We start from the raw sequence: 20,288 nt of genomic DNA, 5'->3' as shown, positions 1-20,288 counted from the left end.
GTATCACTGAGCGATGGTGGGCACGGCGCTTTGCGCCTTTGCCCACCCTACGGCAGCGTGCCTACATCGGCCGATACGTTCTTACGTCCGCGGGCACGTTCACGCCCAGCTTGATCTGCCCCACCGAGCGGATGATGTCGTCGCCGAGCAGCTGGGCGAAGCAGGCATAGCCCCAATCGTTCATGTGCAGACCGTCGGCGATGACGAAGCTCTCGACCGGAATCGACTGGTTCTCGTGCCAGTCGCGCATCACCTCGAAGCGCGGGAAGATGCCGACGTGACGAAGCTCGGCGACCTTGCCGAGCAGCTTCACCATCTTGCCGGCGCTTTCGCCGCGCTGGTTGACGGCCGGCGAATATTGAGGATCGACCAGCACGATGTCGGCGCCGCCGGCGGCCTGGATGCGGCTGATGCCGTCCTCGACCAGTTTGGCGGTGTCGCCGGGATCGAGATTGCGCAGCACCGCGTTGGTGCCGACCTGCCAGATCACGAGATCCGGATGCACGTCGATCACCTGGGTCTGGAGGCGCTTCATCATCTCGGGCGCATCCTCGCCGCCGACGCCGGCATTGACGACGGTGATGTCGGCGGTCGGATAGTGTCGGCGCAGCTGGGCGGCGAGACGGTTCGGATAATTGAACTCCGGCGAGCTCGCGCCGAATCCTGCGGTCGACGACGAGCCGAACGCGACGATGAGGACGGGCTGGCCGGCGACGAGCTTGCCCGCGACATGCGGCAGCGAGCCCATCGCCTTCGAGCCGCCCTTCGGCGGCAGGCAGGGCACGCGGTTGAAGACGTCGCCGGCGGATTTGGCGACCTGCTTCACCTTGTCGATGGCGCGCGCGGTGATGCCGCGCTGCTCGGGCGAGGTCACAGCAACGGTGGTCTGGGACGGCGAAGCGGGAGCGGGATCAGCCGACTGCGCCGGTGCTTGTGTCGCCTGCGCGGCTTGGGTCTGCGCATGGGACTGCGGGGCCGGCGCCAGCAACAACAGCACTGCTGCTGCAGGCGCGGCCAGCCATGCCGTCAGGCAAAAAGGGCGGAGAGAACTCATTAACACTAGACCTCAATTTTGCTGCTGGGCCGGCTCCAGATGGGCTGCGTCGATCACGAACTGTGCCAACGCCCGGCCAAGGCAATCATGAACCTGCTTCGCCAGTTCGGGCCCGCGGGACGGGCTGAACAGGTCGAACTGACCCTGATCATTCCACTGCCGCATGATCGTGAAACGATCGAACAGCGGAATATCATGCTCCTGCGCCACGACGCGCATATTATCGAGAAACGGTTGGGCCGAGATCATCGTTTCGGTACGCGGGCTGTACTGCAAATTCATCAAGACGACGTCGGCCCCTGCCTTTTGCAACGCAACAACCCCCTCGGTGACGGCGCTGCGAAATTCGTCGGGATCGATGGATCGGATGGCATCCACGGTCCCGGTCTGCCAGACGACCAAAGTAGGCGTTTTTGCTTCCATCAGCTTAACGAAGGTCGAGGCGGCCTCCTCCGCCGTTCGCTTGCTCTGTATTTCTACGGAGACGTGCACCGCTTCCGACGGCGGCAGCTTTTCCTTCAGAATCGCTTCCATGCGCGCCGGATAGGAGCTGCCCTCCGAGGATGGAATCGTGGTCGAGCGGCTGCCGATGACCAGGATCTCGAGCGGCTTGCCGGCCTTGACGGCCTCGGCGACCTTGGGAAGCTGGCTTTCACTGGTAAGCAGATAAGACGGCAATTCGCACGCCGCGGGCGCGGTGGCAGCGCCAGACGCAGCATCGCCCGCGCGCGCCACAGGCGCGGCGAGGCTACCGCATAGCAGGACCAGGCTCAGGAGAACCTTCGCCTTCATCAGCCCCCTCCCGCCAGATCGGCGTTGCCGACGGCGTTTTTGGTTTTCGCACCGCTCTTGTCAGCCACGCGCTTGTACCACGAAATCACCCAGGCCACGCCCCACATGATCAGGACCCCGGAGAGACTAATCAGCGCATGCATGGCTGCGCCGCCGGAGACTTCGGCGAGAATGAAATGGCCGGCGAAGGCCAGGAAGACGCCGAGGCAGAAGATCTCGAGAGAATGCTGGCCACATAGAATCAATGGTCGTAGCCAGCGCGATTTCAAGCCCGGCCAATCCCGGGGTAGGAAGCGTACGGTGAGCGCGGCCAGCGCCAGGAAATGCGTGAAGCGCAGCACGTCGAGATCGGTCTTGTCGATCGGATACATCCACTTCTCGACCCGCTTCGGCATGAATTGGGAGAGCTGCGGCACGTACCAGGTCAGCGTCACGTAGAACGCCGCGGCGAGGTATGCGATCGCGATCCACATTGTCACGGGCGAAGCCAGGATACGCGACATCCGTCGCGCACCTCCGAGCGCGCACCATGCACCGAAGACGAACAGCAATTGCCAGGCGAAGGGATTGAAGGCCCAGAAGCCGTTCGGATAGGCCGACAGGTAAAGATCGTATTCCCAGGTGACCGCGTAGAGCGCGACCGAGAGGCCGAGCGTGATGTCGGGGCGCCATTTCATCGACCACAGGATCAGCGGCAGCGCCAGCATCAGCACGATGTAGAGCGGCAGCACGTCCATGTTGACGGGGCGGAAGCGCAGCAGCAGCGCCTGCACGATGGTGACGTCGGGCTGCTTCAGGAAATCCATGATGCCCATCTCTTCGGTGTAGAGCGGGTTCTCGAACCTGGTCGCGACGTAGGAGATTTCGGCGAGGAAGATCGTGAACAGGAAGACGTGGGCGACGTAGATCTGCCAGACCCGGCGCAGGATGCGCGCGGTGGCGATGACGACGCCGCTCTCCAGCATCGCCCTTCCGTAGACGAAAGCGGCGGTGTAGCCGGAGATGAAGATGAAGATCTCGGTGGCGTCGCTGAAGCCGTAATTGCGGATCGTGAACCAGGTCAGCAGGCTCGGCGGCAGATGGTCGATGAAGATCAGCCACAGCGCCAGCCCGCGAAACAGGTCGAGCCGGAGCTCGCGCTCGCCGATGGCAGGCAGCGTGATGGCCGGCGCGGTCGCGCGCGGCTTCGCCCCCGCGGGCTTGCTGTCCCCAGGCGTGCAATCTACAGGCTTACTGTCTACAGGCTTGGCGTCTGCAGGCTTGGCGGTTCCCGCGATCGTCGATCCCGTCACATGGTCGGCAATGGTCATCGGGGCCTAGAAACCCTTCCGCAAATCGCGACGTTGAGGAGTGTACCGGTCCGGTCGTCATCTCGCAAAGCCGCCGGATCACGTCCGGGTGTCATTCCCTTCGAATTCTGGCGGGACGATGTCGCCAAAGCCGTCTCCGGCGTTTGGTTCCAGCGCCGGATTTCGGTATGATAGCAACCATGTACCGCGCCGTGACCCGCCAGATCGAAGTGACCGTCGAGCCGAACTTTGTTCCGGAGCAGTCGTCGGCCGACCGCTCCCGTTACTTCTGGTCCTACACCATCGTCATCGTCAATTCGGGCGAGGAGACCGTGCAGCTCAAGACGCGGCACTGGATCATCACCGACGCCTCCGGGCGCCAGCAGGAGGTGAAGGGCGAGGGCGTGGTCGGCGAGCAGCCGATCCTGGCCCCCGGCGAGCGCTTCGAATACACCTCCGGCGTCCCGCTCTCGACCGCCTCCGGCTTCATGACCGGCCGCTACCAGATGGTCACCGAAAGCGGCGAGCGCTTCGAGATCGACGTGCCGGCGTTTTCGCTGGATAGCCCGGACAATAAGAGGGTGTTGAATTAGGGCCTCGCTCTCGTGTCCCGGACGCGCTGCGGCACGTAGTGGCGCTGCGCAGAGCCGGGACAAAGGGGCGCCACGGCAAGCGGCGAGATGGGCCCCGGCTCTGCAGCGCATCACTTCGTGCTGCGCAGCGTCCGGGGCAGGAGATCGGAGAGGGCGCATGCATTGCGATGCTCCCCTGCACATCCCAGCGGCGGTGCCGTAGGGTAGGCAAAGGCGCATAGCGCCGTGCCCACGATCTCTTTCCATCAACAACAGGGCGTGGGCACGCTGCGCTTTGCCCACCCTACGAGATCGAGATTGTGGCACGCAGCTCAGCTTGCAGACACGCCTTGGCGGCCTCGCGGCTTGAATCGCCCGAGCTTTGCTTCGTCGCTTCACCCTCTAAAGCCAAGAGGGCGCAGGGAAGGCCGGGTGCCGGCTGGCACCCGCGGTCTGCTGCGCGAAAAGCGCACGCAAGAAGACCGCACAGCAGCATACAGGTGTCGCCGATCACTCGGCCTTCCCTGCGCGATGGTTGGACGGCTTATGCCGTGATCTCCCGGGAGCCGACCATTCCTTCTGGCCTCCCTCGCCGTTCGAATTGACGATGCCGTCCGCCCGGTTGGGCTCGCGCGCATCTTCGAAAGGCTTGACCGTAGCAACGACGGCCAGGACCACACGGTTTTGCCGTACGCGCATTCGCTGGTCACCACATTATCTCCCGGCCTTGTCGACGTTGCCGAAAGAATGTGGCGAGACGAACTGAACAGCGCCGCTCATCCGCACGCGGTTACGGGCTCACAGGGACTACCCGCCCTGCCCGCACCTCTCGTGCCGACGCTGCCGCGTCCACCGCAAGCCCGGCTCGCGACAGTGACGACCACATAGTCGCCCCTCTTGGGTGAGCCGGGATGGGCAACACATACGCCGAAACCGAATTTCGGTAAAGTGGAATATTTTTAGCGAAGCGGATTGACAGAGCGCGACACAGGGCAGGCGCCGTAGGGTGGGCAAAGCGAAGCGTGCCCACGTCTTTCGCCGCCGTCGAGAGCTCGTGGGCACGGCGCAAGTGCGCCTTTGCCCACCCTACGAGAGCTCGCTACGCGCCTTCGACGCCCGCCTCGTCCGGCGTGAAATCGTACACCGAGCTGCAGAACTCGCAGGTGACGACGACCTTGTCGTCCTTGACCATGGCGGCGCGGTCGTCGGGGGAGAAGCTCTTCAGCATCGCGGCGACCGCATCGCGCGAGCAGGAGCATTGCGCCTTGAGCACCATCGGATTGAACACGCGCACGCCGCGCTCGTGAAACAGGCGGAACAGCAGCCGCTCGCCGGAGAGCTCGGGATCAATCAGCTCGACGTCCTCGACGGTCTCGATCAGCGAACGCGCCTCGACCCAGGCGTCGTCCTCCGCGACGCTGTGCACCTCGACGCCATCAGGGGCATCGCCGGGATGCAGATCGGCCTGCCGCGCGCGCTCCGCCGCCTTGGGCAGAAACTGCATCAGCATGCCGCCGGCGCGCCAGCGATGCTTGCCGCCGTCGTTGGAGCGCCACTCCTCGCCAACCGCGAGGCGCACGCGCGTCGGGATCTGCTCGGAGCGCAGGAAATATTCGTGGGCGGCGTCTTCGAGGCTGCCGCCGTCGAGCGCGACCAGACCCTGGTAGCGACTCATGTCGGGGCCCTGGTCGATGGTCATGGCGAGATGGCCGCGGCCGAGCAGCGTGCCCGAATCTTTGGTATCGCCGAGACGCGCGGCATCGAAGCGCGCATAGGCCCGCAGGCGATCCGGCGCCATGTAGTCTACGACCAGGAACGACACCGGGCCGTCGGTCTGGGCCTGCAGGATGAAGCGGCCCTCGAATTTCAGCGCCGAGCCGAGCAGCGTCGTCAGCACGATGGCCTCGCCGAGCAGCTTGCCGACCGGCGCGGGGTAATCGTGCTTGGTCAGGATCTCGTCGAGCGCCGGGCCAAGCCGCACCAGGCGCCCGCGCACGTCGAGCGCGTCGACCTCGTAGGGCAACACGGCGTCATCGATCGGAACCGCTGATGGCGCGCGAACCGGGCCTTCGGGGCCGGCTTTCATCTGAGGGGATTGGGAAACCATGGGTCGTTATCTGGGGTCGGTCGGTGGGAAATGGAAGGGCGCGGGGTGGTGGGTTCGGGGGCGATAAGGTTGCACAACGTTGCGGCAAATTCGATGTCGTCCCGGACAACCGTAAGCGCAGCTCCGGGGCCCATAACCACAGGATGCGGTTTGGCGAAGACCGCTCGCCTCCGCCAGCCCGCCACAAGAGAGATTCCGCGGTATGGGTCCCTGCGTTCGCAGGGACGACAGTTGTGTGTGAGGCGGCCGTCGGGCTTGCAGCGCCCTTACTTCACCGCATCGAAGCACCAGGCCAGGATGCCCTTCTGCGCGTGCAGGCGGTTTTCGGCCTCATCGAACACGACCGATTGCGGACCGTCGATCACGTCGTCGGTGACTTCCTCGCCGCGATGGGCGGGCAGGCAGTGCATGAACAGCGCATCGGGCTTGGCCAGCGACATCAGCTTGCCGTTGACCTGATAGGGCTTAAGCACGTTGTGGCGGTGCTCGCCTTCCTTGTCGCCCATCGACACCCAGGTGTCGGTGACGACACAGTCGGCGCCGCGCACGGCGGCTTCCGGATCGGTGCCGAGCATGATCGGCGCGCCGGTCGCCTTGATGAAGTCGCGCATCACTTTTTTCGGCGCGAGCTCCGGCGGCGTCGCGACATTGAGCTGAAACTTGAAGCGCTCGGCGGCGTGAGCCCAGGACGCCAGCACATTATTGTCGTCGCCGGTCCAGGCCACCGTCTTGCCCTCGATCGGGCCGCGATGCTCCTCATAGGTCATGAGATCGGCCATCACCTGGCAGGGGTGCGAGCGCCGCGTCAGGCCGTTGATGACGGGCACCGTCGCGTTGGCCGCAAGCTCCAGCAGCGCGTCATGGTTGAGAATACGGATCATGATGGCATCGACATAGCGCGACAGCACGCGCGCGGTGTCGGCGATGGTCTCACCGCGGCCGAGCTGCATCTCGGCACCGGTGAGCATGATGGGCTCGCCGCCGAGCTGACGCATCGCGACGTCGAACGACACGCGTGTCCGGGTCGACGGGCGCTCGAAGATCATCGCCAGCGTCTTGCCTTCGAGCGGCCGCACCGGCTGCTGCGCCTTCTGCTTCGCCTTCATGGCGGAGGACGCCGCGAGCATGGTCTTGAGCTCCGACAGCGGCAGCTCGTTGATATCCAGGAAGTGCTTCGGGGACTTGCTCATCAGCTTGCCGCCCGCTTGGTCTGGCTGGACGAGATCGCGGCGCAGGCGCGCTCTAACCGCCCGACGCTGTCCTCGATCTCGGCTTCGGTCACGATCAGCGGTGGCAGGAAACGCACGACATTGTCGCCGGCCCCGACCGTGAGCAGTTTTTCATTGCGCAGCGCCGCGACGAGATCGCCGGAGGGCACCACGGCCTTGATGCCGATCAGAAGGCCCTCGCCGCGCACTTCGCTGACGACATCGCCATGACGGTCGATCACGGAGGCGAGCTTCTGCTTCAGCAGCAGCGACATCTTCTGCACGTGGTCGAAGAAGCCGGGCTGGAGCATGACGTCGAGCACCGCATTGGCCGCGGAGATCGCCAGCGGATTGCCGCCGAAGGTCGAGCCGTGCGAGCCGGGCCCCATGCCGGCTGCCGCATCCGCGGTCGCCAGCACAGCGCCGATCGGGAAGCCGCCGCCGAGCGCCTTTGCCAGCGACATCACGTCAGGCGTGACGCCGGTGCGCCGATAGGCGAACAGATCGCCGCTGCGGCCCATGCCGGTCTGCACCTCGTCGAAGGCCAGCAGCAGGCCCTTCTCGTCGCAAAGCTGGCGCAACGCCTTGAGGAAGGTCGGCGTTGCCGAGCGCACGCCGCCCTCGCCCTGGATCGGCTCGATCAGGATGCCGGCGGTGTGCGGGCCGATCGCCTTCTTGACGGCCTCGATATCGCCATGCGGCACCTGGTCGAAGCCTTCCATGGGCGGACCGAAGCCTTCGAGATATTTTGCAGAGCCGGTCGCGGCGAGCGTTGCCAGCGTGCGGCCGTGGAAGGCGCCTTCGAAGGTGATGATGCGATAACGTTCCGGATGCCCCTTGGAGAAGTGATGATGGCGGACCAGCTTGATCACACCTTCCAGCGCTTCGGCGCCCGAATTGCAGAAGAACACGAAGTCGGCAAAGCTTTCGTTGCAAAGCCGGCTCGCGAGCTTCTCGCCGTCCGGGCTCTGGAACAGGTTCGACATGTGCCAGAGCTTGGTCGCCTGCTCCTGCAGCGCCTTGATCAGATGCGGGTGGCAATGGCCGAGCGCATTCACAGCCACGCCCGAGGTGAAATCGAGATAGCGATCGCCATTGGTCGCGATCAGCCAGCAGCCTTCGCCGCGCTCGAAGCCGAGGTCGGCTCTGGCGAAAACGGGGAGCAAATGCGGCGCTGCGCTGTTAGTCATGATGTCACTTGAATGTTGCGGACGGTGTGACGCGTGCATTGCGCAACGCACCATCGACCGGCCCGGAAAACGAAACGTGCCGCCTTTTAAGGGCGGCACGCGGGACTATCTTATGCTTGGCAAGACGGGTGTCAATGCCGCCCGGAAAGCCTCAGGAAACGCTGAATCCGTAGTCTTGCGGTGCCGATTTTGCGGGTTTTCACCACGGAACATGTGGAAGCGAGTCGGCGGACTCTTGCGCGGGAGTCACGCCATATTGTAGCGTTTGGATTGTCAGATACGACATCTCGTGCAGCGGTTCTGATCCCAAGAGTCCTCTTGTACCGGCGTAAACGTTCGGGCGTCAGTCACGCGCCCGGCGAGCCTTAAGGGATTCTGACGGCACGGGTTTTTGAAGGCTTAGGCAATCGCTGCGAGGCCCCAGGATGGCTGGCGCGTAGCGAGGGAAAGGGTGCAATGACGGTTTTGACCTGGTCCGACGATCGCGTCGAGCAGCTGAAAAAGCTCTGGGAGGCCGGACTTTCGGCCAGCCAGATCGCAGCTGAGCTCGGCAATGTGACCCGCAATGCCGTGATCGGCAAAGTGCACAGGCTGGGTCTGTCCGGCCGCGCCAAGAGCCCTTCATCGGCAGCGCCCCGGCCGCGCAAGGCGCGTCCCGCGCAGCACATGATGCGGGTGACCCGCCCCATCGCGCGCGGCAACACCGCGCTGGCGCAGGCCTTCGAGGTCGAGGTGGAGGCTGAACCCGTCACCTACGACAACGTGGTGCCGATGGGCCAGCGGCTGTCGCTGCTCGAGCTGAACGAGGCGACCTGCCACTGGCCGGTCGGCGATCCCTCGAGCCCGGATTTCTTCTTCTGCGGCGGCAAGGCACTGTCCGGCCTGCCCTACTGCGCCCAGCACTCGCGCGTGGCGTATCAGCCGGCGGCGGATCGCCGGCGCGCGCCGGCGAAGCCGGGTCCGCGCTGAGTTCGCGGAATTCTCTGATCGCCAAGACGGCAGCCGTCACACGATGACGGCTCAACCAACTCGGTGTCATCCCCGCGAACGCGGGGATCCATAACCACAAGGCGCAGTTGTCGCGCGAGATGGTCACTCCGGGTCTTCGCCAAACCACCGCCTGTGGTTATGGGTCCCTGCTTTCGCAGGGACGACACCGGAGAATGCGGCGGCAGCCCGCCAAAGCCAACGCCAGCAAACCTTACGTCTGCTCCGCCTTCGCGAAGCGGTCGTCGAGCGCGTAGCCGGCGCCGCGGACGGTGCGGATCGGATCCTGCTCGCGGCCGAGATTGAGCAGCTTGCGCAAGCGGCCGATATGGACGTCGACGGTGCGCTCATCGATGTAGATGTCGCGACCCCAGACGCTGTCGAGCAGCTGCTCGCGCGAGAACACGCGGCCGGGATGCTCCAGGAAGAACTCCAGCAGGCGATATTCGGTCGGGCCGAGATCGATCGGCCGGCCCGAGCGCGCCACGCGGCGCTTGTCGCGGTCGAGCTCGATGTCGCCATAGGCCAGCACCGTCGCGAGCCGCTCAGGACTGGCGCGCCGCAGCAGGCCCTTCACGCGCGCCAAAAGCTCCGGCACCGAGAACGGCTTGACGATGTAGTCGTCGGCGCCGGTCGCAAGCCCCCGCACCCGCTCGCTCTCCTCGCCGCGCGCGGTGAGCATGATGATCGGCAGCTGCTTGGTGTCGGGCCGGGTGCGCAGGCGGCGGCACAGCTCGATGCCCGACAGGCCCGGCAGCATCCAGTCGAGCACGATCAGGTCCGGGATGTGCTCCTTGAGGCGGGTGTCGGCGTCGTCGCCGCGCATGACCGTCTCGACGTCATAGCCGTCGCCTTCGAGGTTGTAGCGAAGCAGCTCGGTGAGAGCTTCCTCGTCCTCAACCACCATAATGCGTGCGCCCATCGGGTCGTCGCTCCTTCAAGTCTTCAGGTATTCGGGACCGTCGTGGCGAAGGTGGTCATGTCGCCCTTCGGCCGCTTGTCGGTGATCGCCTGGCCCTCGATCATGTAGAACACGGTCTCGGCGATGTTGGTGGCGTGGTCGCCGATCCGCTCGATGTTCTTGGCGCAGAACATCAGATGGATGCAGAACGAGATGTTGCGCGGATCCTCCATCATGTAGGTGAGGAGCTCGCGGAACAGCGAGGTGCAGATCGCGTCGACCTCCTCGTCGCCCTTCCACACCGCCATCGCCGCCGGCAGGTCATGCGCGGCATAGGCGTCCAGCACCGACTTGACCTGCTGCTGCACGAGGTCGGTCATGTGCTCCAGGCCGCGGAACAGCTTCAGCGGATGGAAGTCGGTCTCCAGCGCGGCGACGCGCTTGCCCATGTTCTTGGCGAGATCGCCGATGCGCTCGAGGTCGGTCGCAACGCGCATGGCGCCGACGATCTCGCGCAGATCCACCGCCATCGGCTGCCGGCGGGCGATGGTGAGCACCGCGCGTTCCTCGATGCGCTTCTGCAGCGCGTCGAGCTCGGCGTCGATGGTGACGACGCGCTGGCCGAGCGCGACGTCGCGGCGGATCAGCGCGTCGACGGAATCGACGATCATGCGCTCGGCGATGCCGCCCATCTCGGCGACCAGGCGGGTGAGCTCCTGGAGGTCGGTGTCGAAAGCCTTTGCGGTATGTTCAGTACCCATGTCGCGTCTCCTCAGCCGAACCGGCCGGTGATGTAATCCTGCGTGCGCCGGTCGCTCGGCGACGTGAAGATCTTGCTGGTGTCGTCGAACTCGATCAGCTCGCCGAGATACATGAAGGCGGTCTTGTCGGAGACGCGCGCCGCCTGCTGCATGTTGTGGGTGACGATCGCGATCGTGTAGTTCTCGGACAGTTCCTGGATCAGCTCCTCGACCTTGGCGGTCGAGATCGGATCGAGCGCCGAGCAGGGCTCGTCGAACAAAATCACTTCAGGGCGCACCGCGACGGTGCGGGCGATGCACAGGCGCTGCTGCTGGCCGCCGGAGAGCGACAGGCCGGAGGCGTTGAGCTTGTCCTTGACCTCGTTCCACAGCGCGCCGCCGCGCAGCGCCTTCTCGACGCGGTCGTCCATCTCGGACTTCGAGATCTTCTCATAGAGGCGGATGCCGAAGGCGATGTTCTCGTAGATCGTCATCGGGAATGGCGTCGGCTTCTGGAACACCATGCCGACCCGGGCGCGCAGCAGATTGAGGTCGAGCCTGGGGTCGAGGACGTTGGTCTGGTCCAGCATGAGCTGGCCGGTGGCGCGCTGGCCCGGATAGAGGTCGTACATCCGGTTGAAGATGCGCAGCAGGGTCGACTTGCCGCAGCCCGACGGGCCGATGAACGCCGTGACGCGGTTGGCGCCCAGCGTCAGGTTGATGTTCTTCAGCGCGTGGTGCTCGCCGTAATAGAAATTGAGATTGCGCACCGTCACCTTGGCCGGGGCTTCCGGCAGCGGCTGCGAGGCCAGATGAGCGTTGGAACTCATGGATACGGACAGGTCGGTCATTTTGCAGTCCTCTCGGCGCCGAGGATGCGCGCGCCAATGTTCAGGGCAAGCACGGTGAGCGTGATCAGCAGCGCGCCGCTCCAGGCGAGCTGCTTCCAATAGGCGTAGGGGCTCTGGACGAAGTTGTTGATGGTAACCGGCAGGTTGGCCATCGTCTTGTTCAGGCCGAGGCTGAAGAACTGGTTCGACAGCGCGGTGAAGAGCAGCGGCGCGGTCTCGCCGGCGACGCGGGCGGTGGCGAGCAGCACGCCGGTGATGAGGCCCGACCGGGCCGCACGATAGGCGATACGCTTGATCACCAGCGAGCGCGGCAGGCCGAGCGCCGAGGCCGCCTCGCGCAGGGGATTCGGCACCAGCAGCAGCATGTCCTCGGTGGTGCGCAGCACGACCGGGATCACGATGACGGCGAGCGCGAGCGCGCCCGCGATCGCGGAGAAGCCACGCATCGGCACCACCACCGCGCCATAGATGAACAGGCCGATGATGATCGAAGGCGCCGAGAGCAGGATGTCGTTGATGAAGCGGATCACCGAGGTCAGCTTGTCGTTGCGGCCGTATTCGGCAAGGTAGGTGCCGGCGAACAGGCCGAGCGGCGCGCCGATGCCGACGCCGATCAACGTCATGATGATCGAACCGACGATCGCGTTGCGCAGGCCGCCTTCGGTCGAACCGGGCGGCGGCGTATCCGCGACGAAGATCTGAAGATTGAGGCCGGCCAGGCCGTTGAAGAGCAGCGTGACCAGGATCAGCGCGAGCCAGGTGACGCCGAAGGCGGCCGCGGCGAAGCAGAGCCCGCGGATGACGATGTCCTTGCGGCGACGACGCGAATAGATCGGATTGAGCGCCATGACGTTACTTCCCCGCCTTCTTGTCCAGCCGCATCAGCATCAGCCGCGCTGCGGCCAGCACGAAGAACGTCAGCACGAACAGCAAGAGGCCGAGCAGGATCAGGCCGGACTGGTGCAGGCCGTCGCTCTCGGCGAACTCGGATGCGATCGCCGCCGAGATCGTGGTGCCCGGCGCGAAGATCGATGAGGAGATGCGGAACGAATTGCCGATGATGAAGGTCACCGCCATGGTCTCGCCGAGCGCGCGGCCCAGCGCCAGCATGACGCCCCCGATGATGCCGACGCGGGTGTAGGGGATCACCACGCTGCGGACGACTTCCCAGGTGGTGCAGCCGACGCCGTAGGCGGCCTCCTTCAGCACCGGCGGCACCGTCTTGAACACGTCGACCGAGATCGAGGTGATGAAGGGCAGCACCATGATGGCGAGGATCAGCGCGGCGTTGAACGTGCTGAGATAGGACGGCGGACCTGCGAAGATCGCGCCCAGCACGGGCACGCCGTCAAAGATCCTGATCATGAAGGGCTGGAAGGTGTTGGCCAGGAACGGGCCCAGCACGAAGAAGCCCCACATGCCGTAGATGATCGAGGGAATGCCGGCGAGCAGCTCGATCGCCATGCCGATCGGGCGGCGCAGCCATTGCGGGCAGAGCTCGGTGAGGAAGATCGCAATGCCGAGACCGACGGGAATGGCGATCAGCATCGCGATGAAGGAGGTGACGAGCGTGCCGTACATCGGCCCGAGCGCGCCGAGCACGGGCGGATCGGCCGACGGCGCCCAGCGCTGCGTCCACAGGAAGGAGAAGCCGTATTCCTTCATCGCCGGGAACGCGCCGACGATCAGCGAGACGATGATGCCACCGAGAATGAGGAGCACCGAGATCGCGGACAACCGCGTGATCCAGTAGAAGGTGACGTCGCCGAGCTTGAACGCGCTCAAGGCCTTGGCGCGGTCATACGGTCCGGCGTCGTCGATTACATCGCTCTGAACGGCCATTTCTGCCACGCCGATCCCCTGTGCCCGATAATATACGCTTGTTGTCAGTCTTTTTGTCGGTCTCGCGCTCCGGACACGGCATGACCGATCCGGAGCGGAAGTCTTGCGGGTCCCGGCCCTCGCGGAGCGGCACGCTGGACGATGCTTCGTATCGCCAGGGCCGCGCCGCGTCCGGGACGCGAGAGCCCTACTTAGCTCTTGATCTCGGCAGCCCAGGTCTTCTCGATCAGGGTCACGACGCCTTCGGGCATCGGGATGTAGTCGAGCTCTTCAGCCGCCTTGCCGCCGCTCTTGAAGGCCCAGCGGAAGAACTTGATGGCTTCCTGCGAGGCCGCCTTGTCGGTGGCGTCCTTGTGCATGAGGATGAAGGTCGCCGCGGTGATCGGCCAGGACTTCTCGCCGGGCTGGTCGGTCAGGATGACGTAGTAGCCGGGCGCCTTGGCCCAGTCGGCGTTGGAGGCGGCCGCCTGGAAGGCTTCGACGGTCGGCTGCACCGGCTTGCCGGCCTTGTTGACGAGACCGGTGTAGGTCAGCTTGTTCTGCTTGGCATAGGCGTACTCGACATAGCCGATCGAGTTCTTGGTCTGGCTGATGTTGCCCGACACGCCTTCATTGCCCTTGGCGCCGACGCCGACCGGCCACTCGACCGCGGTGCCCTCACCGACCTTGCTCTTCCAGTCCGCGCTGGCCTTGGAGAGGTAGTTGGTGAAGTTGAAGGTGGTGCCCGAACCGTCCGAGCGGCGGACCACGGTGATGGCGTCCGAGGGCAGCTTCACGTTCGGATTGAGCTTCTTGATCGCGGCGTCGTCCCACTTGGTGATCTTGCCGAGATAGATGCTGGCGAGCGTCTCGCCGTCGAACACCATCTCGCCGGGCTTCACGCCCTCGAGGTTGACGACGGGGACGATGGCGCCCATCACCATCGGCCACTGGACGAGGCCGTCCTTCTCGAGCTGCTCGGCCTTGAGCGGCGCGTCGCTGGCGCCGAAGGTCACGGTCTTGGCCTGGATCTGCTTGATGCCGCCGCCGGAGCCGATCGACTGGTAGTTCAGACCGTTGCCGGTCTCCTTCTTGTAGGCGTCAGCCCATTTGGAATAGATCGGGAACGGGAAGGTGGCACCGGCACCCGTGATGTCGGCAGCGAAGGCCACCGTCGTCGATGCGGCGAGCAAGCCGGCAGCGACCATGGTTTTGATGAAATTCATGCTGGTCTCCATACAGGGGAGCGAAGCGCCAACCGCGCCCGATCGCGCTCCCCGCGCCGCCCCTTTAGGAGCGGTCGGCTGTGCTTTTACGAAGGTTTCGTGACAGTCGGATGACACACTCAAGCGATTGAAATCGCTGGTGTTTCAGGCTTAAACTAAAGTCTTAGCCTGGGGAAAACAGGCGGTAAAAGTGGCGCCCTGCCGGGGCACGCTTTCGATCAAAAGCCGGCCGCGATGGCGGTTAAGAATGTGTTTCACCAGCGATAATCCGAGCCCGGTGCCGCCCTGCGAGCGACTGTCGCCGACGTCGACCCGGTAGAACCGCTCGGTCAGCCGCGGCAGGTGCTCGGGCGCGATGCCGGGGCCGAAATCGCGGACCATGATCCGGATTTCCTGAGTTCCATCAGTGGCTGCGGCTGAGGTCAGCGACACGATGACGCGTCCGCCGGAGGCACCGTATTTGAGCGCGTTCTCGATCAAATTCTCGAACAGGCGGAGCAGCTCCTCGCGGTCGCCCGCGATCATCACCGGTCCCTCGGGCAGATGGATCTCGACCTCGACCTGGCGCTCGCGCGCCAGCGGCTCGAGCCCGTCGGCGACCTGGCGGATGATCGGCAGCAGGTCGACCAGGGTGTCGGGCCGGACATGGGCCGACAGCTCGACCCGCGACAGCGACAGCAGGTCGTCGATCAGGCGCGCCATGCGGGTGGCCTGGTTGTGCATGATGCCGAGGAAGCGCTCGCGCGCCTTGGGATCGTCCTTGGCCTGGCCCTGCAGCGTGTCGATGAAGCCCGACAGCGCGGCCAGCGGCGTGCGCAGCTCGTGGCTGGCATTGGCGACGAAGTCGGCGCGCATCTCCTCGACCCGGCGCAGCGGCGTCTGGTCGTGGAAGGTCATCAGCATGCATTTGTCGGCGCCGCCGAAGCTGGTCGGCACCGGCACCGGCGTGATCATGAGCTCCAGCCAGCGGTCGACCGGGACGTGGTCGAGATAGGTGGCGCGCCGCGGCTCGGTGGTCGCGATCGCCTCGCGCAGCGCCGTGATGATCTCGGGCGAGCGCAGCGCGAACTGGGCCAGCTCGTTCCGGCGCAGCGCCGGTGCGAGCTGGGCGGCGGCGGCATTGAGATGGATGACGCGGCCGGCGCGGTCGAGCAGCACCGCCGGATCCGGCATGCCGGCGACGACCGCGGCCACCGCCGCGCTCTCGACCGGGTTGATGCGCCTGACGTCGTCGCGCGAGGCGGCGGGATCATGCAGTCGCCACGGGACCAGCGCCGCCGCCGCGATACAGAGGAACACGATCGCGGCGTGCAGCGCCGACAATTCGCCGAGCGAGACGACGACGGACAGCGCCAGCGCCGCGGCGATCAGGATCACGGTCGAATGCCGCAGCCGGTCGGACCAGGGCTGGGCGGAGGGAGAAGATGGGGCGTCGATCGCCATCGGGGCGGACTTCTCCTGGGGCTTGTCTGAAGGCCTGTCCAAATAAGGCTTGGCGCCGTCAGGCACCGCTGTCGCTGCGCTCTCTCACATAAGCGGCTTCACGCGCCGGGCCGGGGTCGAGCTTGAGCGCCGCCTGCTGCAAGCGCTTCGATCGTGCGCCGATGATAACTTCGCGAAACGTCAGCAAGATTACAGATATGACGAAGGGCGACAGATAATAGAGGACGCGGAACAGCAGCATGCCGCCCAGAAGTTCCTCGCGATCCATCTGCCAGAGACCGACCAGCATGGCGGCGTCGAACACCCCGAGCCCGCCGGGCGAGTGGCTAGCGAAGCCGAGCAGGGTGGCCGAGACGAAGATCACCGCGACCACCACGAAGCCGAGATTGGGCTCGTCCGGGACCAAAACGTACATCGCGAGCGCGCAGAAGCCGAGATCGACGATGCCGATCGCGATCTGCAGCAGCGTCAGCGGGCCGCCCGGCAGCACCACGGTCCAGGGCCCGCGGCCGACCACGCGCGGCTGGGTCCAGACCCAGACCACGTAGCCGACCAACCCGACGATGATCATCAGCGCCAGCGTCCGGTTCAGCCATGGCGGCAGCTGGTCGATCGAGGCGGCGGCCTCCGGATGATAGGAGATGCCGAGGCCGAGCACGGCGGCATTGCCGAGCCAGAAGGTCAGGCCGGCGAGGAAGCAGATCTTCGCGACGTCGATCGCGTTCAGCCCGTAGGCCGAATAGATGCGATAGCGCACCGCGCCGCCGGTGAAGACGGATGCGCCGACATTGTGGCCGATCGAATAGCTGGTGAAGGCCGCGAGCGCGTTGATGCGATAGGGCACATGGGCATGGCCAATCGCGCGCACGGCGAACAGGTCGTAGAAGGTCAGGGTGAAATAGCCCGCGGTGACGAACAGCGCCGCCATCGCGATCTGGGTCGGCTCGGTGCTCTTGATCGCTTCGAGGACTTCGTTGAAATCGATGCCTCGCAACATGTGGTAGAGCACATAGCAAGCGATGCCGATGACCGCGACGCTGATCACAACGCCAAGCTTATGCAGGACTTGCTTCTGGCGCAGAAACGACGTCGCCCTGCGTATGGCTTCCAGCATCTAGACCTCGAACAACGCTTCAGCGGCCAGGGTGGCCGGCGAACAGGCGGACGACGCACTGGCACTCAACGAACCCTCGCCGCCGGCTCCGGTATCGCGCATGCCCCCTGCCCCTCCACTAGCGCGTTTTGGGACGAAGTGGAATTCGCCAATTCGAACAAAAACACGTGCATTCAATATTTTAGGCAGGGTTGCGGGCTCCTGATGCACGGTTTGACGCCTTCGGCGGCAGGACTTGAGGCGAATCTCCATGGCGATCCTGCGCAGGCGCCATGAAGTTTTGATGATTTCGGCCGCACAATGTTCCTTCACGCCTTAAGCCGACGTCAATCTATGGACCGCGCCCGCCTGTTGAAAGAGGGGGCAATCCCGGCGTCCGTCCGACGGGTTGTCCGATGCGCCGGAAGGTCGCGGGCCCCGGGCGCGGCCTCAAGGCGCGGTCAAATAGCCGCGGCCATAGGCTGCGGCCTGATCCTCGAAGATCGCCATGGCCGTGGCCATCCGCCTGAAACCCAGGCGTTCATAAAACCCTTCCTTGCCCGGGACGGCGTAGAGGATGATCTTGCGATGGCCGCGGCAACGCACAAGCAAACGCTCGATAATGTCGCGGCCGAGACCTCGCCCCTGGCGGTCCGGGTGCACGGCGATATCACAGAGATAGGCGCAGTCGCGGCCGTCGGCCAGGACGCGTCCCGCAGCCACGATGCGACCATCCTCATTGGCGAAGGCGCGAAACATGCTGTTGCCGAACACCAGCGCGAGATCGGCCGGCGCCTTGTTGCCGAGCGGCGCGATGCGATAGAGATCGGATAGCTCATCCCAGTCGATCCCGGCGAGATCGTCGGCCCAGACAATCGACATCGCGAAGGCCTCCCCGGCTCAGTGCCGCGCGGCGGTGACGGCAGCGACGATTTCGTCGCCGTCCGGAAAATGTCCTTTGCTGCGGCTGGCGACGATCCGGTCGCCGAGCTTGACCTGGAAAACGCCGCCCTTGCCGGGGACGAGATCCGCTTCCAGCCCTAGCTGCCGGCGCAACGCCGCGGCCGCCTCCTTGGCACGCTTCTCGTATCCGCACGGCCGGCAATAGATGATGGTTACCTCGGACATCTCGTCCTCCTTCAGGCCGCAAGCTGGGGACGCACCGCTTCAATGCCGGCGATCCAGCCGGCAACGGAACGGCCGATCGCGTCGGGGTGATCCTCCTGGAGGTAATGCCTGCCAGGCCCGAGGCGGACGAGCGCGCAGTGCTGCAGCGAGGCCGCAAAGGTCTCGGCAAATTCGGGAGCGACGACGGCCCCCGGCTCCCCTGCGAACAGCAGCTTCGGATATGCAGACGCCTTGAGCGACGCATGAGCCGATTGCAGCGCTTCATAGACATCGGCGGGTTCGCCGGCGATCGGCAATTCCCGAGGGAATGCAAGAACGGGACGGCGGCTGTCCGGCGTCGGAAAGGGCGCGCGATACGGCTCCATCTCGTCGTCGCTCAGGGTGCGCATGATGCCGCCGGGCAGCACGCGTTCGACGAAGGCGTTCGCCTCCAGGATCATGGCCTCTCCCTCGCTTTGCGTCCTGAATTTGCGGAAAGCCTGGCGCGCGGGTTCGGCCTGGTGGAAATCCTGCCAGGTCGGCATCGGCCGGATGAACTCCATGAAGGCGAGCCCGCGCACGAAGGCCGGCCGGCGCGCCGCGAGATGAAATGCGAGCGCCGTGCCCCAATCCTGCGCAACGAGATAGGCCGAGGTGAGGCCGAGCTCGTCGATCAACGCGTCGAGATAGCGGACATGGTCGAAGAAGCGGTAGGCGATGTCGGGCTTGCCGGACCGGCCGAAACCGATGAGATCGGGCGCGATGCAACGCGCCACAGGCGCCACCAGCTGCAGGATGTTTCGCCAGATGTACGACGACGTCGGATTGCCGTGAAGGAAGAGCGCGACCGGCGCATCCTGCGTGCCTGTGTCGCGATAGGCCATCGTGCTTCCCAGCACGGAGGCGCTGCGGATCTGGATCTCGGAATGCTGGCTCATGTCGGCTCCTTGAAGACGGTCTTGAATGCGATGGTCTTGAAGCGCTCGAGCGCCTTGGGCGTGCGGTCGACCTTCATGCGCAGGATCGCGCCCTGCCAGGACGCGAGCAGGAAATCGGCAAGCTCCTCGGGCTCGAATTCGGAATCGATCTCGCCGCTTCTCTGCGCCTCGCTGATGCAGGCGGCGAAGGGCATGCGCCATTCGGCGAAAATTTCGGCAAGGCGGGTGCGCAGCATCTCGCTGCTGCCGGCCGCCTCCAGGCTGAGATCGCCGATCAGGCAGCCGCGTCCGTAGCCGTCGGCTTCGAGCCGGCCGGTGATGATGTCGAGATAGCGTTTGAGCCGCGCCCGCGGGGTCAGGGAGGCGTCTTCAAGGGCCTCCGCGACCAATCCCTTCGTGATCTCGAAATAGCGATCGAGCACCTCCGAGGCGAACGCTTCCTTGGAGCGAAAATGATTGGTGAAGGACCCCTGCGGGGCGCCTGCCGCAGTAGTGACATCGCGCACGCTGGTGCCGTGATAGCCGGTCCGGAACATGATCTTGAGACCGGCGTCGAGGATGGCGTCTTTGAGCGAGGGCTTGGGCATGGAGGAATAATACGCACGTACGTATTATTGTCAAGCGGAGCGTTTGACGTCTCTCTCGACGACGTGTCCGAACAGAAAGGGGGCTTCAGCCGGTCCGCATGCTCCGCGCCACCACGCGGTCGCGCAGCCAGGCGCCGATGGTGCAGCCGACCAGGTAGCAGGCGAACATGATCAGGCCGAGATCGAGCCAGTAGCCGAAGCGGCCGGGGACGATGTGTGCGAACGAGGCCGCGACCAGGGCGGCAGCAAGCGCGGCGAGCCAGCGCGCCGTCACCTTCGAGGTGCCGTTGCCGCGCTGGACCACCGAGATCCAGCCCATGCAAAAGCCCAGCAGCAGCGAGCCGATCAGCCAGCCCAGATGGAACGAGACGAGATAGGGCAT

General features: G+C 65.1%; 21 protein-coding genes. 2 read left to right on the top strand and 19 right to left on the bottom strand.

What is annotated here, in order from left to right:
• Positions 1-61 precede the first annotated feature (61 nt).
• From GGD67_RS37755 to GGD67_RS37745, 3 genes are read right to left on the bottom strand one after another with little or no spacing between them, the layout of a single operon-like run.
• A complete protein-coding gene (locus GGD67_RS37755; protein WP_179739981.1) occupies positions 62-1,054 on the bottom strand; it encodes an SGNH/GDSL hydrolase family protein in 993 nt (330 codons plus the stop codon).
• A 12-nt stretch (positions 1,055-1,066) separates the two neighbouring features.
• On the bottom strand, positions 1,067-1,846 hold the full coding sequence (locus GGD67_RS37750) for an SGNH/GDSL hydrolase family protein (RefSeq protein WP_179739980.1): 780 nt from the start codon (positions 1,844-1,846) through the stop codon (positions 1,067-1,069).
• Positions 1,846-3,156, bottom strand: coding sequence for an OpgC domain-containing protein (locus GGD67_RS37745; RefSeq protein ID WP_179739978.1), 1,311 nt, complete (start codon positions 3,154-3,156; stop codon positions 1,846-1,848). The genes GGD67_RS37750 and GGD67_RS37745 overlap by 1 nt, the downstream gene beginning before the upstream one ends.
• 179 nt (positions 3,157-3,335) lie before the next feature.
• Here GGD67_RS37745 and apaG point away from each other — a divergent pair, with 179 nt between their 5' ends.
• Complete coding sequence (gene apaG, locus GGD67_RS37740) at positions 3,336-3,728, top strand: Co2+/Mg2+ efflux protein ApaG (protein WP_026202434.1); 393 nt, start codon at positions 3,336-3,338, stop codon at positions 3,726-3,728.
• 1,078 nt (positions 3,729-4,806) lie between these two features.
• On the opposite strand, the gene GGD67_RS37735 is transcribed toward apaG, so the two are convergent.
• The 3 genes from GGD67_RS37735 to GGD67_RS37725 all read right to left on the bottom strand — a co-directional run bounded on the left by GGD67_RS37735 (position 4,807) and on the right by GGD67_RS37725 (position 8,212).
• Positions 4,807-5,814, bottom strand: a complete 1,008-nt coding sequence (locus tag GGD67_RS37735; RefSeq protein ID WP_018316917.1) for an Hsp33 family molecular chaperone — start codon at positions 5,812-5,814, stop codon at positions 4,807-4,809.
• A gap of 266 nt (positions 5,815-6,080) precedes the next feature.
• On the bottom strand, positions 6,081-7,004 hold the full coding sequence (gene argF / locus GGD67_RS37730; RefSeq protein ID WP_179739976.1) for an ornithine carbamoyltransferase: 924 nt from the start codon (positions 7,002-7,004) through the stop codon (positions 6,081-6,083).
• On the bottom strand, positions 7,004-8,212 hold the full coding sequence (locus GGD67_RS37725) for an aspartate aminotransferase family protein (protein ID WP_179739974.1): 1,209 nt from the start codon (positions 8,210-8,212) through the stop codon (positions 7,004-7,006). Before GGD67_RS37725 ends, argF begins: the two co-directional genes overlap by 1 nt.
• Before the next feature lie 456 nt (positions 8,213-8,668).
• Between GGD67_RS37725 and GGD67_RS37720 the strand changes: the two genes are divergently transcribed.
• The gene (locus GGD67_RS37720; RefSeq protein WP_018316914.1) at positions 8,669-9,181 is read left to right on the top strand and encodes a GcrA family cell cycle regulator; all 513 of its coding nucleotides are present in this window, start codon (positions 8,669-8,671) and stop codon (positions 9,179-9,181) included.
• A gap of 232 nt (positions 9,182-9,413) precedes the next feature.
• Here the strand turns inward: GGD67_RS37720 and phoB are convergent, their stop codons facing one another.
• From phoB to GGD67_RS37655, 13 genes are all read right to left on the bottom strand, one after another.
• Positions 9,414-10,121, bottom strand: coding sequence for a phosphate regulon transcriptional regulator PhoB (gene phoB, locus GGD67_RS37715; protein WP_018316913.1), 708 nt, complete (start codon positions 10,119-10,121; stop codon positions 9,414-9,416).
• Positions 10,122-10,144: 23 nt separating this feature from the next.
• Positions 10,145-10,861, bottom strand: a complete 717-nt coding sequence (gene phoU / locus GGD67_RS37710; RefSeq protein ID WP_018316912.1) for a phosphate signaling complex protein PhoU — start codon at positions 10,859-10,861, stop codon at positions 10,145-10,147.
• 11 nt (positions 10,862-10,872) lie between these two features.
• A complete protein-coding gene (gene pstB, locus GGD67_RS37705) occupies positions 10,873-11,691 on the bottom strand; it encodes a phosphate ABC transporter ATP-binding protein PstB (protein WP_018316911.1) in 819 nt (272 codons plus the stop codon).
• Positions 11,688-12,539 (bottom strand): phosphate ABC transporter permease PstA, encoded by an 852-nt coding sequence (gene pstA, locus GGD67_RS37700; protein ID WP_018316910.1) that lies wholly within the window; start codon positions 12,537-12,539, stop codon positions 11,688-11,690. Before pstA ends, pstB begins: the two co-directional genes overlap by 4 nt.
• 4 nt (positions 12,540-12,543) lie before the next feature.
• Complete coding sequence (gene pstC / locus GGD67_RS37695; protein WP_026201750.1) at positions 12,544-13,533, bottom strand: phosphate ABC transporter permease subunit PstC; 990 nt, start codon at positions 13,531-13,533, stop codon at positions 12,544-12,546.
• Between the two features lie 191 nt (positions 13,534-13,724).
• Positions 13,725-14,738, bottom strand: coding sequence for a phosphate ABC transporter substrate-binding protein PstS (pstS, locus tag GGD67_RS37690; protein ID WP_179739972.1), 1,014 nt, complete (start codon positions 14,736-14,738; stop codon positions 13,725-13,727).
• 150 nt (positions 14,739-14,888) lie between these two features.
• Positions 14,889-16,181 carry an ATP-binding protein gene (locus GGD67_RS37685; RefSeq protein WP_179739970.1) on the bottom strand — a complete coding sequence of 431 codons (1,293 nt, stop codon included), beginning with the start codon at positions 16,179-16,181 and terminating at the stop codon, positions 14,889-14,891.
• A 58-nt stretch (positions 16,182-16,239) separates the two neighbouring features.
• Entirely contained in the window at positions 16,240-17,295 is a 1,056-nt protein-coding gene (locus GGD67_RS37680) for a lysylphosphatidylglycerol synthase domain-containing protein (protein ID WP_018316906.1), read from the bottom strand.
• Positions 17,296-17,724: 429 nt separating this feature from the next.
• Positions 17,725-18,156, bottom strand: a complete 432-nt coding sequence (locus GGD67_RS37675) for a GNAT family N-acetyltransferase (RefSeq protein ID WP_179739968.1) — start codon at positions 18,154-18,156, stop codon at positions 17,725-17,727.
• Between the two features lie 18 nt (positions 18,157-18,174).
• Positions 18,175-18,402, bottom strand: a complete 228-nt coding sequence (locus GGD67_RS37670; RefSeq protein WP_018316904.1) for a SelT/SelW/SelH family protein — start codon at positions 18,400-18,402, stop codon at positions 18,175-18,177.
• 11 nt (positions 18,403-18,413) lie between these two features.
• Positions 18,414-19,319, bottom strand: coding sequence for a haloalkane dehalogenase (locus tag GGD67_RS37665; protein WP_179739966.1), 906 nt, complete (start codon positions 19,317-19,319; stop codon positions 18,414-18,416).
• A complete protein-coding gene (locus GGD67_RS37660) occupies positions 19,316-19,906 on the bottom strand; it encodes a TetR/AcrR family transcriptional regulator (RefSeq protein WP_179739964.1) in 591 nt (196 codons plus the stop codon). The genes GGD67_RS37665 and GGD67_RS37660 overlap by 4 nt, the downstream gene beginning before the upstream one ends.
• A gap of 85 nt (positions 19,907-19,991) precedes the next feature.
• Positions 19,992-20,288: a hypothetical protein gene (locus tag GGD67_RS37655; protein ID WP_179739962.1), complete on the bottom strand. Its 297-nt coding sequence runs from the start codon at positions 20,286-20,288 to the stop codon at positions 19,992-19,994.

Origin of the sequence: Bradyrhizobium sp. IAR9 (assembly GCF_013408065.1) — a bacterium.
Taxonomy (GTDB): domain Bacteria; phylum Pseudomonadota; class Alphaproteobacteria; order Rhizobiales; family Xanthobacteraceae; genus Bradyrhizobium.
Note: the sequence above shows the minus strand (reverse complement) of the source record. Positions and strands in the feature narration are given on the sequence as shown.

Coding starts and splice junctions, on each gene's coding strand:
- GGD67_RS37755 (WP_179739981.1), bottom strand. CDS start 1,054: ATGAGTTCTCTCCGCCCTTTTTGCCTGACGGCATGGCTGGCCGCGCCT.
- GGD67_RS37750 (WP_179739980.1), bottom strand. CDS start 1,846: ATGAAGGCGAAGGTTCTCCTGAGCCTGGTCCTGCTATGCGGTAGCCTC.
- GGD67_RS37745 (WP_179739978.1), bottom strand. CDS start 3,156: ATGACCATTGCCGACCATGTGACGGGATCGACGATCGCGGGAACCGCC.
- apaG (WP_026202434.1), top strand. CDS start 3,336: ATGTACCGCGCCGTGACCCGCCAGATCGAAGTGACCGTCGAGCCGAAC.
- GGD67_RS37735 (WP_018316917.1), bottom strand. CDS start 5,814: ATGGTTTCCCAATCCCCTCAGATGAAAGCCGGCCCCGAAGGCCCGGTT.
- argF (WP_179739976.1), bottom strand. CDS start 7,004: ATGAGCAAGTCCCCGAAGCACTTCCTGGATATCAACGAGCTGCCGCTG.
- GGD67_RS37725 (WP_179739974.1), bottom strand. CDS start 8,212: ATGACTAACAGCGCAGCGCCGCATTTGCTCCCCGTTTTCGCCAGAGCC.
- GGD67_RS37720 (WP_018316914.1), top strand. CDS start 8,669: ATGACGGTTTTGACCTGGTCCGACGATCGCGTCGAGCAGCTGAAAAAG.
- phoB (WP_018316913.1), bottom strand. CDS start 10,121: ATGGGCGCACGCATTATGGTGGTTGAGGACGAGGAAGCTCTCACCGAG.
- phoU (WP_018316912.1), bottom strand. CDS start 10,861: ATGGGTACTGAACATACCGCAAAGGCTTTCGACACCGACCTCCAGGAG.
- pstB (WP_018316911.1), bottom strand. CDS start 11,691: ATGACCGACCTGTCCGTATCCATGAGTTCCAACGCTCATCTGGCCTCG.
- pstA (WP_018316910.1), bottom strand. CDS start 12,539: ATGGCGCTCAATCCGATCTATTCGCGTCGTCGCCGCAAGGACATCGTC.
- pstC (WP_026201750.1), bottom strand. CDS start 13,533: ATGGCCGTTCAGAGCGATGTAATCGACGACGCCGGACCGTATGACCGC.
- pstS (WP_179739972.1), bottom strand. CDS start 14,738: ATGAATTTCATCAAAACCATGGTCGCTGCCGGCTTGCTCGCCGCATCG.
- GGD67_RS37685 (WP_179739970.1), bottom strand. CDS start 16,181: ATGGCGATCGACGCCCCATCTTCTCCCTCCGCCCAGCCCTGGTCCGAC.
- GGD67_RS37680 (WP_018316906.1), bottom strand. CDS start 17,295: ATGCTGGAAGCCATACGCAGGGCGACGTCGTTTCTGCGCCAGAAGCAA.
- GGD67_RS37675 (WP_179739968.1), bottom strand. CDS start 18,156: ATGTCGATTGTCTGGGCCGACGATCTCGCCGGGATCGACTGGGATGAG.
- GGD67_RS37670 (WP_018316904.1), bottom strand. CDS start 18,402: ATGTCCGAGGTAACCATCATCTATTGCCGGCCGTGCGGATACGAGAAG.
- GGD67_RS37665 (WP_179739966.1), bottom strand. CDS start 19,319: ATGAGCCAGCATTCCGAGATCCAGATCCGCAGCGCCTCCGTGCTGGGA.
- GGD67_RS37660 (WP_179739964.1), bottom strand. CDS start 19,906: ATGCCCAAGCCCTCGCTCAAAGACGCCATCCTCGACGCCGGTCTCAAG.
- GGD67_RS37655 (WP_179739962.1), bottom strand. CDS start 20,288: ATGCCCTATCTCGTCTCGTTCCATCTGGGCTGGCTGATCGGCTCGCTG.